Here is an 11623-nt window from a genome sequence, read left to right on the forward strand (position 1 = left end):
CGGGCTTGCTCGCGAAAGCGGTGTGTCAGCAGCGTTGACGTCGACTGACACGACGCCTTCGCGAGCAAGTCGGATCGCCGCACCGCCGCTCCCACATTGGTCCGTCGGTATCAGCGGGATTTCGGCTTCTTCACATCCATCCGACGCAAATGGCAAGTCACTTCCTCGCGGTCGTGGTACAGCTGCTTGCAGCCAATCTCGACCTTGATGCCCCGTGCCTTGAAGCCATCGGCAACGCGCTCGAGCAAACGCTTCACTTCGGCATAGCGTTGTTTCATCGGCAGCTTGAGGTTGACCACCGCTTCGCGGCAATGCCCCTCGCCAATCCACTCTTCCAGCATCGCGGCGTTGCGCGCCGGTTTCTCGACGATGTCGCAGACCATCCAGTCCACCGGTTGCTTGGGTTTGAAGGTGAAACCGTCGGCCATCAAGTGCTGCACCAGGCCAGTATCCATCAGGCTTTCGGCCATCGGGCCGTTGTCGATGGCGGTCACCAGCATGCCACGGTTGACCAATTGCCAGGTCCAACCGCCGGGGGCGGCCCCCAGGTCAACGCCGGTCATGTCACTGTGCAGGCGCTCGTCCCACTGGTCACGCGGGATGAAGTGGTACCAGGCCTCTTCCAGCTTGAGGGTCGAGCGGCTCGGCGCCTCGCGGGGGAATTTCAAACGGGGAATGCCCATCGGCCACATCGCCGAGTTGTTCGACTCCGCCAGGCCCATGAACACTTCGCGGCCGCTCTTGAAGGTCAGCAACAGGCGCGGCTTGTGGGCATCTTCCACCAATTTGCCGGCCGCCATCAGCGCCTTGCGCAGATGCACTTCGAATTTCTTGCAGAAGTTCGACAGTTCCTTGCCGTCATTGGTGTCGACCATTTCCAGCCACAGGCTGCCGCACAGCGGAAAGTCCGCCATATGCGCGAGGATCACGCTGATGCGGTCGGTTTCCGGCAGATCGATGAAAATTCCCCGGGCCCACTGGCGCGGGAAGATCAGCTCGGCGAAACGCTGCCCGCGCATCAGGCGCTCGGCGCCGTCTTCTTCGGTGCAGACAAACTCGGCGCAGGCGGTTGCCGCCTTGGCCTTGGCATAACCGGCAACGTTCAAGCGCGCGGCGAGGTCGGAGATCTCGGAACAGACTTCGCCTTCGAAGCCCGGCCGGCAATGCATAAAGAGGGTGTTCATTCTTACTCCTGGGCAATGGCGAGGAATTTCGGCCACTGCACGATGCCCAGGCTTGCGTTGAAGCAAAGCCTGTCACGAAAACCCGCGCATGATAGCCGACTTCGGAACCCAGGGTCTGTTAACGCTTGCTGTCGACCGCGACGCAGCCCCATTTTCCGCTGGGCAAGGCGCGAGGAACGCAGTTTGGTTGTTCCAAATAAGTTCCGAGCAACGCCGCCCAGCGGAAAATGGGGCGCGTCCCTTCGGGTTGCGCGCCAAAGTGTGCGAGGCCGCGTTGCGGGATTTGCCAAGGGAACAACCATTGGCGGCATCCCGCGCCTTGCCTCGCACACTTTGGCATCGCAACGCGGTTCGACAGCAAGCGTTAACAGACCCTGGACTTGCCCATAGAGTCCAGTTATTAGCCTTAAGCACCAAAGAGGGCTAGGTTTAGTCCTCTATCCGTTCCCTCTGTCCGTAGCCGTGCGGACTCAAAGGAGTGATCGCAATGCCGTCCCTCGATAGCCTGAAAACGCTCAAGACCCTGCAAGTCGGCAACAAGACCTACCACTACTTCAGCCTGCCCGATGCCGCCAAAAGCCTGGGCGATCTGGACAAGCTGCCGATGTCGTTGAAAGTCCTGCTGGAAAACCTGCTGCGCTGGGAGGACGAAAAAACCGTCACCGGTGCCGACCTCAAGGCACTGGCCGCGTGGCTCAAGGAGCGTCGCTCCGACCGCGAAATCCAGTACCGCCCGGCGCGGGTGCTGATGCAGGACTTCACCGGCGTACCGGCGGTCGTCGACCTGGCCGCCATGCGCGCGGCGATGGCCAAGGCCGGCGGCAATCCGCAGCGGATCAACCCGCTGTCGCCGGTGGACCTGGTGATCGACCACTCGGTGATGGTCGACAAGTTCGCCACCAGCAGCGCCTTCGAGCAGAACGTCGACATTGAAATGCAGCGCAATGGCGAGCGCTATGCGTTCCTGCGCTGGGGCCAGAGTGCCTTCGACAACTTCAGCGTGGTGCCGCCGGGCACCGGGATCTGCCACCAGGTGAATCTGGAATACCTCGGCCGCACGGTCTGGACCAAGGACGAGGACGGCCGGACCTACGCCTTCCCCGACACTTTGGTGGGCACCGATTCCCACACCACCATGATCAACGGCCTCGGCGTGCTCGGCTGGGGCGTCGGCGGTATCGAGGCGGAAGCGGCAATGCTCGGGCAACCGGTGTCGATGCTGATTCCGGAAGTCATCGGTTTCAAACTCACCGGCAAGCTCAAGGAAGGCATCACTGCCACCGACCTGGTGCTGACCGTGACCCAGATGCTGCGCAAGAAAGGCGTGGTGGGCAAATTCGTCGAATTCTACGGCGACGGTCTGGCCGACCTGCCGCTGGCCGACCGCGCGACCATCGCCAACATGGCCCCGGAATACGGCGCCACCTGCGGTTTCTTCCCGGTGGACGACATCACGCTGGAATACCTGCGCCTGTCCGGCCGGCCCCTGGAAACGGTGCAACTGGTCGAGGCCTACAGCAAGGCCCAGGGCCTGTGGCGCCTGCCCGGCCAGGAACCGGTGTTCACCGACAGCCTGGCGCTGGACATGGGCAGCGTCGAAGCCAGCCTCGCCGGACCAAAACGCCCACAGGACCGGGTGTCGCTGCCCAACGTCGCGCAAGCGTTCAGCGACTTCGCCGACCTGCAATTCAAGCCCACCAGCAAGGAAGAAGGCCGCCTGGAAAGCGAAGGCGGTGGCGGTGTTGCCGTCGGCAATGCCGATATGGCCGGCGAAGTGGATTACGATTACGAAGGCCAGACCTATCGCCTGAAAAACGGCGCCGTGGTCATCGCCGCGATTACCTCCTGCACCAACACCTCCAACCCCAGCGTGATGATGGCGGCCGGGCTGGTGGCGAAGAAGGCTGTGGAAAAAGGCCTGAAACGCAAACCCTGGGTGAAGAGTTCGCTGGCCCCCGGCTCGAAAGTGGTCACCGATTACTACAAGGCGGCCGGGCTGACCCATTACCTCGACGAATTGGGCTTTGCCCTGGTCGGCTATGGCTGCACCACCTGCATCGGCAACTCGGGACCGCTGTCGGAACCCATCGAGAAAGCCATCCAGCAAGCCGACCTCACCGTGGCCTCCGTGCTCTCGGGCAATCGCAACTTCGAAGGCCGGGTGCATCCGCTGGTAAAAACCAACTGGCTGGCCTCCCCGCCGCTGGTGGTGGCCTACGCGCTGGCGGGTACCGTGCGCACCGACCTCAGCCGCGAGCCGTTGGGCGATGACAAGGACGGCAAACCGGTTTACCTGCGGGACATTTGGCCAAGCAGCAAAGAAATTGCCGACGCCGTGAATCAGGTCAGCACCGCCATGTTCCACAAGGAATACGCCGAAGTGTTTGCCGGTGACGCGCAATGGCAGGCGATCAAGGTTCCGCAGGCGGCGACCTACGTCTGGCAGGACGACTCGACTTACATCCAGCACCCGCCGTTCTTCGACGACATCGGCGGCCCGCCGCCCGTGGTCAAGGATGTCAACGGCGCCAGGATCCTCGCTCTGCTCGGCGACTCGGTGACCACCGACCACATCTCCCCGGCCGGCAACATCAAGGCCGACAGCCCGGCAGGGCAATACCTGCGCGACAAAGGCGTGGAGCCCCGGGACTTCAACTCCTACGGCTCGCGGCGTGGCAACCATGAAGTGATGATGCGCGGCACCTTCGCCAACATCCGCATACGCAACGAAATGCTCGGCGGCGAAGAAGGCGGCAACACCCGCTACATTCCCACCGGCGAGAAAATGCCGATCTACGACGCCGCCATGCGTTATCAGGCTTCAGGCACGCCGCTGGTGGTGTTCGCCGGCCAGGAATACGGCACCGGTTCGAGTCGCGACTGGGCGGCCAAAGGCACCAATCTGCTGGGGGTGAAAGCGGTCATCGCCGAAAGCTTCGAACGGATTCACCGCTCCAACCTGGTGGGCATGGGCGTGCTGCCGCTGCAGTTCAAGCTGGATCAGAACCGCAAGAGCCTGAAGCTCAACGGCAGTGAAACCCTGGACATCCTCGGCTTGACCGGCGTCGAGTTGACGCCACGGATGAACCTGACGCTGGTCATCACTCGCGAAGACGGCAGCAGCGAAAAAGTCGAGGTGTTGTGCCGCATCGATACGCTCAATGAGGTTGAGTACTTCAAGTCGGGGGGGATTCTGCATTACGTGTTGCGGCAGTTGATCGCTTCGTAACGGACGACTGACACAAACACCGCCTTCGGGCGGTGTTTTTGTTTGAGCTCTGCTTATAATCGCAGCCCTCGCCACAAAAGCTCTACATCTCTAAGGACTTCAAATGATTGCCCTGCCATGGATGCTTCTGGCCCTGCTTTCCTTCGGCTACGGTCTGGCGCTGACCTACGGCCATCTCGGCTGGCTCTCGGCAATCTCGGTGTTCTTGTTGCTGGTCGCTGGCGCAGCGGTTCGCCAGCGCGAGATCCCTTTTGTCCGCTACCTCGGCCACGGACTGTTCATCGTCCTGGCTCTGGCCCTGGCGACGCATTGGCTACCCGGTTTCTACAACGGTCGCGGTATCGATCCCCAACGTTTTACCGATAATGCCGTGTCATTCGCCATGCACCTGAATCTGGACAAACCGCTGATCGGCTTCTGGCTGTTACTGGTTTGTCCGTGGATTGTCGGCCGCCGTTCGCTTCGGCTATCGCTGTATGCCACCGCACTGGCATTGACCTTGAGCGCCGTGCTGGCGTTGGGTGGCGCGTTGTTGCTGGGCGTAATCGCCTGGGCGCCGAAATGGCCGGATCAAGCCTGGCTGTGGTTACTGAACAATCTGCTGCTGGTGACGCTGGTCGAAGAAGCGCTGTTCCGTGGCTACATCCAGGGCGGCCTGAGCCGGTACCTGAAAGACCGGCCTTACGGTGAACACCTCGCCCTGCTGCTGGCATCATTGATCTTCGGCCTGGCCCATGTTGGCGCGGGATGGCAGTGGGTATTGCTGGCAACGCTGGCCGGGGTCGGTTATGGCCTGGCCTACCGATTCGGCGGGCTGGGCGCCGCCATTGCAAGCCACTTTGGCTTGAACCTGCTGCACTTCGGCCTGTTCACCTATCCGATGCTCGCCGGCTGACGCAAGGGTCATTTTGCGACGCATCGCTGACTATCGAAAAATAATCTCAACAATCCGCCGGCCTTGCCGATACAGCACTTGAAAGCCTTGCGGATTAAAAAAGCCATGCGTAACAACCAGCCTATTACACAACGCGAGCGGACCTTCCCGGCTCAGCAACGGTTGATTTCCACCACCGATGCCAAGGGCATGATCACCTACTGTAACGACGCTTTCGTCGAGATCAGCGGGTTTTCCCGAGAGGAGCTGATCCGTGCACCGCACAACCTGGTCCGTCACCCCGACGTCCCGGTCGCGGTGTTCGCCCACATGTGGGACACGCTGAAACAAGGCTTGCCATGGATGGGCATTGTCAAGAATCGCTGCAAGACCGGTGATCATTACTGGGTGAACGCCTATGTGACACCGATCTTCGAAGGCAATCAGGTGATCGGTTACGAGTCGGTGCGGGTCAAGCCCAGCGCCGAACAGATCCGCCGCGCCGAAGCGCTCTACCAACGCATCAACCAAGGCAAGTCGGCCATTCCCTCCTCGGATAAATGGTTGCCGATCCTGCAGGACTGGCTGCCGTTCATCCTGGTCAGCCAATTGAGCTTCATGATCGGTGCCTCCCTGAACTCCCATTGGGGGTTTGCCCTGGCTGCGGGTCTTTCGGTGCCGCTGGGCCTGATGGGCCTCCAGTGGCAACAGCGTGGCCTCAAGCGTTTGCTGCGCCTGGCCGAGCAGACCACCTCCGATCCGTTGATCGCCCAGATGTACACCGACAGTCGCGGCGCCCAGGCGCGTCTGGAAATGTCCATCCTCAGTCAGGAAGCACGCCTGAAAACCTGCCTGACGCGCCTGCAGGACACGGCCGAACACCTGACCGATCAGGCCAGGCAATCCGATGCCCTGGCGCACAACAGCTCCAGCGGCCTGGAACGTCAACGGGTCGAGACCGAACAAGTGGCCACCGCGGTCAACCAGATGGCCGCTACCACCCAGGAAGTCGCCAGCCACGTGCAACGCACCGCCGACGCCACCCAGGAAGCCAATCGCCTGACCGGTCGTGGTCGTGACATCGCCGGGGAAACCCGCGAAGCCATCCAGCGCCTGTCGGTAGTCGTCGGTGAAACCGGCGTGACCGTGACCCAACTGGCCAAGGACAGCAACGAAATCGGTGGCGTGGTCGACGTGATCAAAGGCATCGCCGACCAGACCAACCTGCTGGCCCTGAACGCTGCCATCGAAGCGGCCCGTGCTGGCGAGATGGGTCGTGGTTTTGCGGTGGTGGCCGACGAAGTCCGTCAACTGGCGCAACGCACCAGCGAGTCCACCGGGCAGATTCACGCGCTGATCGCCAAACTGCAACAAACCGCCGGCACCGCGGTGCAAACCATGGAAGCCGGGCATCGCCAGGCGGAAGAAGGCGTGGCGCGGGTACTGGAAGCGGACCAGGCACTGGTGGGGATCAGCGAAGCGGTGGCCAACATCACCGACATGACCACCCAGATCGCCGCCGCAACCGAAGAGCAAAGCGCCGTGGCCGAAGAAATCAGCCGCAACATCAGCAACATTTCTGAGTTGGCGGACCAGACCGCGGAACAGGCGCAGAACTCGGCGTTGCTGAGTGAAGAGCTGACCAAGACTGCCAATACCCAGTATTCGTTGGTGGAGCGGTTTAACCGCTGATAGAGGCGGGAATGACAAAAACCCGGACAGTGAGAGCTTCCGGGTTTTTTATTGAGCCTGTGAAAGTGATGTTGCCCAGGAGTGCCTCATCGCAAGCAGGCTCACTCCTACAGTTGATCGTTGTCGACACAAAAATCTGTGCCCACCGTAGATCCAATGTAGGAGCGAGCCTGCTCGCGATGAGGCCATGAAAGGCAATGAAGAATTCACTGAAGAAATGAAGCCACCTTCTGCGCCGCTGCCGCCACATGCTGCTCATGACTAAACCCTGAAGCCTTCAACGGCTTCAAGTCATGATCCCCCGCCACCAGCCAGAACACCTCGATACCCGGCGATAGCGCATAACCCTCGACCGCCTCGCGATTGCCCAACGCATCGCGCTCACCTTGCACGATCAAGGTTCGCGTCTTCAGCCCGGCCAAATGCTCAACCCTTGGCTTCTCCGGTTTGCCTACCGCATAAAACGGATACCCCAGGCACACCAGCGCATGCGCACCCAATTCATCCGCGAGCAAACTGGCCATCCGCCCGCCCATGGACTTGCCACCAATGGCCAGCGGCCCAGTGACATGGCGTCGCACCTGGGCATACACCTCACGCCAGCATTCCAGCAGTTTCGGTGCCGGGTTCGGCGGGCGTTTGCCGCCATCGAGGCGCCGCTGTGCCATATAGGGAAACTCGAAGCGCAACACGTTGACGCCTTGCGCGGCGAGGCGTGCAGCCATGTCGTTCATCCAGTCACTGTCCATCGGTGCGCCGGCGCCATGGGCGAGGATCAGCGTCGCCGCAGCCTTGCCAGTCGCGGCATTCCACAACCAACCATGATCCCGCACGCACTGCGCCCATTGATCCCCGTCAATACCGGCCTTGTGCCCTTTGTCCATGCTTGCCTCGCTTTTAGTCTGCCTATAACTCCGGCCGAAGGGTGCGCTGCCTTGCGCGAGTGCGCTCACTTCGGCTGAACCGTGGATGGGGAACCATGAACACTTCTATCAGTACCGCCTACAACTACAAGGTGGTCCGCCAATTCGCCATTATGACGGTGGTGTGGGGCATCGTCGGCATGGGGCTCGGGGTTTTTCTCGCTGCCCAGTTGGTCTGGCCCGAACTCAACTTCAATTTGCCGTGGACCAGCTTCGGCCGCTTGCGCCCGCTGCACACCAACGCGGTGATCTTCGCCTTTGGCGGCTGCGCCTTGTTCGCCAGTTCGTTCTATTCGGTGCAACGCACCTGCCAGACCCAATTGTTCGCGCCGAAAATCGCCGCGTTCTGTTTCTGGGGCTGGCAGCTTGTGATCCTGCTGGCAGCCATCAGCCTGCCGCTGGGCTACACCAGTTCCAAGGAATACGCCGAGCTGGAATGGCCGATCGACATCCTGATCACCATCGTCTGGGTCGCCTACGCCATCGTGTTCTTCGGCACGATCATGCAGCGCAAGACCAAGCACATTTATGTCGGCAACTGGTTCTTCGGTGCGTTCATCATCACCGTGGCGATCCTGCACATCGTCAACAACATGGAATTGCCGGTCAGCTTCACCAAGTCCTACTCTCTGTACTCCGGCGCCACCGATGCGATGGTGCAATGGTGGTACGGACACAACGCCGTCGGCTTTTTCCTCACCGCCGGTTTCCTCGGCATGATGTATTACTTCGTGCCGAAACAGGCCGAGCGCCCGGTTTACTCCTATCGCCTGTCGATCGTGCACTTCTGGGCGCTGATCACCCTGTACATCTGGGCCGGTCCGCACCACTTGCACTACACCGCGCTGCCGGACTGGGCGCAGTCGTTGGGCATGGTGATGTCGCTGATCCTGCTGGCGCCGAGCTGGGGCGGGATGATCAACGGCATGATGACCCTGTCGGGGGCCTGGCATAAGTTGCGCAGCGACCCGGTCCTGCGCTTTCTCGTGGTGTCGCTGGCGTTCTACGGCATGTCGACCTTCGAAGGGCCGATGATGGCGATCAAGACGGTCAACGCCCTGTCCCACTACACCGACTGGACCATCGGCCACGTACACGCAGGTGCGTTGGGCTGGGTGGCGATGATTTCCATCGGCGCGCTGTACCACATGATCCCGAAAGTCTTCGGCCGCGAGCAGATGCACAGCATCGGCCTGATCAACGCGCACTTCTGGCTCGCCACCATCGGCACCGTTCTGTACATCGCCTCGATGTGGGTCAACGGCATCGCCCAGGGCCTGATGTGGCGTGCAGTGAACGAGGACGGCACGCTGACTTACTCCTTCGTCGAAACCCTGGTGGCCAGCCACCCTGGCTTCGTCGTGCGGCTGGTGGGTGGTGCGATCTTCCTCAGTGGCATGTTCCTGATGGCCTACAACACCTGGCGCACCGTGCGGGCCTCGCAGCCTGCCGAAGTCGCCGCTGCCGCGCAGATGGCCTGAGGAGTCCGCCATGAAACACGAAACTATCGAGAAAAACGTCGGCCTGTTGCTGCTGCTGATGATCCTGGCCGTGAGCATCGGCGGCCTGACCCAGATCGTCCCGCTGTTCTTCCAGGACGTGACCAACAAACCGGTGGAAGGCATGAAGCCCTACACCGCGCTGCAACTGGAAGGTCGCGACATCTATATCCGCGAAGGCTGCGTCGGCTGTCATTCGCAGATGATCCGCCCGTTCCGCGCCGAGACCGAACGCTACGGGCACTACTCGGTGGCAGGCGAAAGCGTCTGGGACCACCCGTTCCTGTGGGGTTCGAAACGCACCGGGCCGGACCTGGCGCGGGTTGGCGCGCGTTACTCGGATGACTGGCACCGCGCGCACTTGTACAACCCGCGCAACGTCGTGCCGGAGTCGAAAATGCCCGCCTACCCGTGGCTGGTGGCCAACCAGCTCGACAGCAGTCATACCGAAACCAAGATCAAGGCCATGCGCACCCTGGGCGTGCCGTACACCGACGAGGACATCACCGGCGCCGTCGCTTCCCTCAAGGGCAAGAGCGAGATGGATGCACTGGTCGCCTACCTGCAAGTGCTCGGCACTGCCATCAAGAGCAAGAGGTGAGCCATGCCCATGTCTTTTATAGAGAGCGAAATGAGCACTGGAATGATCCGCGGCCTTGGCACCGTCGTCGTATTCGTCGCCTTTGTCGGCCTGACCCTGTGGGTTTTCAACAGCAAGCGCGGCCCGGAATTCGCCGAAGCGCGCCTGCTGCCGTTCGCTGACGAGCCACAACCCGACATCACAGAAGAATCAGCAACAAGGAGTACCCGGCCATGACCACCTTCTGGAGTACGTGGATCTGCGTACTGACCATCGGCAGCCTGATTGGCCTGACCTGGCTGCTGATCGGCACCCGCAAGGGTGAAACCAAGGGCAGCGTCGACCAGACCATGGGCCACAGCTTCGACGGCATCGAGGAGTACGACAACCCGTTGCCGCAATGGTGGTTCATGCTGTTCGCCGGCACCCTGGTATTCGCCGTCGGCTACCTGATCCTCTATCCGGGCCTCGGTAACTGGAAAGGCATCCTCCCCGGCTACGAAAACGGCTGGACCGGCGTGCACGAATGGGAAAAGGAGATGGCCAAGGCTGACACGAAGTTCGGGCCGATCTTCGCCAAGTTCGCGGCGATGCCCGTGGAAGAAGTGGCCAAGGACCCGCAGGCACTGAAAATGGGCGGCCGCCTGTTTGCCTCCAACTGCTCGGTGTGCCACGGCTCGGATGCCAAGGGTGCATATGGCTTCCCCAATCTGACCGACAGCGACTGGCGCTGGGGCGGCAACGCAGAAACCATCAAGACCACCATCATGGGTGGCCGGATGGCAGCGATGCCGGCCTGGGGTGAAGTCCTGGGGGAAGACGGTGTGAAGAACGTCGCCGCGTATGTGCGCCATGGTCTGGCCAAGCTGCCATTGCCTGCCGACAGCAAAGCCGACCTGCAGGCCGGACAGCAAGCGTTCAGCACCACCTGCGTCGCCTGTCATGGGGCAAACGGCCAGGGCACTGAAGCCATGGGCGCGCCGAACCTGACGCACCCGGCCGGCTTCATCTACGGGACGAGCCTGACACAACTTGAACAGACGATTCGGCATGGCCGTCAGGGCCATATGCCGGCGCAGAACGAACTGCTCGGCAACGATAAGGTGCAGCTGCTCGCGGCATACGTGTACAGCCTTTCCAGAGGTGATGAGCAGTTGAGCGGCAAGCTTCAAGCTACAAGCGGCAAGTAAAGTCAAAAGCCAGAGCTGCAAGCAACGGGATTTCTCTTGAAGCTTGCAGCTTGAAGCTTGCCGCTGCCTCTTTGCGACGCATTGTCGCACCCTCTTTGACTCTTCCTTTCGGATCACCGGATTCGGGTCTAAGCTTCCCCCGATGCGGACTGGCCGGTGCCGGTTCCAGGTCGACCCTGAACGATGTGTTCGACGAATCTGCCCGATGACAGGCCGCAAAGGCTGGTAGATACCGGCTGTCGCACCAATTGCCTTCGGTCAGCCAAACGTTGCGTTTGAACACACCCCGTTACATCCGACCTGACCCCCTCGCCTGATCAGTCCGCCGGGATGTTTTGCCCGCGGGCAAATTTGTCCTTACGCGGCGCATGGAAAGGCCGCAGAATCAGCTTTTGAAAGCATTGACCCAGGTCATGGCGCGTTGCAATGACCCCTTGCTTTCTCCATACTTG

General features: G+C 61.2%; 9 protein-coding genes. 7 read left to right on the plus strand and 2 right to left on the minus strand.

Annotated elements, in window-relative coordinates:
• Positions 1-110: 110 nt before the first annotated feature.
• Positions 111-1184 carry a 23S rRNA (cytidine(2498)-2'-O)-methyltransferase RlmM gene (gene rlmM, locus KGA85_RS00870; protein ID WP_223542838.1) on the minus strand — a complete coding sequence of 358 codons (1074 nt, stop codon included), beginning with the start codon at positions 1182-1184 and terminating at the stop codon, positions 111-113.
• Between the two features lie 487 nt (positions 1185-1671).
• Here rlmM and acnA point away from each other — a divergent pair, with 487 nt between their 5' ends.
• The 3 genes from acnA (at position 1672) to KGA85_RS00885 (ending at position 6979) form a co-directional block, all read left to right on the plus strand.
• On the plus strand, positions 1672-4413 hold the full coding sequence (gene acnA / locus KGA85_RS00875; protein ID WP_223454504.1) for an aconitate hydratase AcnA: 2742 nt from the start codon (positions 1672-1674) through the stop codon (positions 4411-4413).
• A 103-nt stretch (positions 4414-4516) separates the two neighbouring features.
• A complete protein-coding gene (locus KGA85_RS00880; RefSeq protein ID WP_223454505.1) occupies positions 4517-5308 on the plus strand; it encodes a CPBP family intramembrane glutamic endopeptidase in 792 nt (263 codons plus the stop codon).
• A gap of 105 nt (positions 5309-5413) precedes the next feature.
• Entirely contained in the window at positions 5414-6979 is a 1566-nt protein-coding gene (locus tag KGA85_RS00885) for a methyl-accepting chemotaxis protein (RefSeq protein ID WP_223454507.1), read from the plus strand.
• 206 nt (positions 6980-7185) lie between these two features.
• On the opposite strand, the gene KGA85_RS00890 is transcribed toward KGA85_RS00885, so the two are convergent.
• Positions 7186-7863, minus strand: a complete 678-nt coding sequence (locus KGA85_RS00890; RefSeq protein WP_223454509.1) for an alpha/beta family hydrolase — start codon at positions 7861-7863, stop codon at positions 7186-7188.
• 95 nt (positions 7864-7958) lie between these two features.
• On the opposite strand from KGA85_RS00890, the gene ccoN reads away from it, so the two are divergent.
• From ccoN to ccoP, 4 genes are read left to right on the plus strand one after another with little or no spacing between them, the layout of a single operon-like run.
• Positions 7959-9383: a cytochrome-c oxidase, cbb3-type subunit I gene (ccoN, locus tag KGA85_RS00895; protein ID WP_223532575.1), complete on the plus strand. Its 1425-nt coding sequence runs from the start codon at positions 7959-7961 to the stop codon at positions 9381-9383.
• Positions 9384-9393: 10 nt separating this feature from the next.
• On the plus strand, positions 9394-10002 hold the full coding sequence (gene ccoO, locus KGA85_RS00900) for a cytochrome-c oxidase, cbb3-type subunit II (protein WP_008020035.1): 609 nt from the start codon (positions 9394-9396) through the stop codon (positions 10000-10002).
• An 18-nt stretch (positions 10003-10020) separates the two neighbouring features.
• Positions 10021-10218, plus strand: a complete 198-nt coding sequence (locus tag KGA85_RS00905) for a cbb3-type cytochrome oxidase subunit 3 (RefSeq protein WP_223454536.1) — start codon at positions 10021-10023, stop codon at positions 10216-10218.
• Positions 10215-11171 carry a cytochrome-c oxidase, cbb3-type subunit III gene (gene ccoP / locus KGA85_RS00910; RefSeq protein WP_223534985.1) on the plus strand — a complete coding sequence of 319 codons (957 nt, stop codon included), beginning with the start codon at positions 10215-10217 and terminating at the stop codon, positions 11169-11171. The genes KGA85_RS00905 and ccoP overlap by 4 nt, the downstream gene beginning before the upstream one ends.
• The last annotated feature ends 452 nt before the right edge of the window (positions 11172-11623 follow it).

The sequence above is a fragment of the Pseudomonas sp. GL-B-12 genome, assembly GCF_019955895.1.
Taxonomy (GTDB): Bacteria; Pseudomonadota; Gammaproteobacteria; order Pseudomonadales; family Pseudomonadaceae; genus Aquipseudomonas.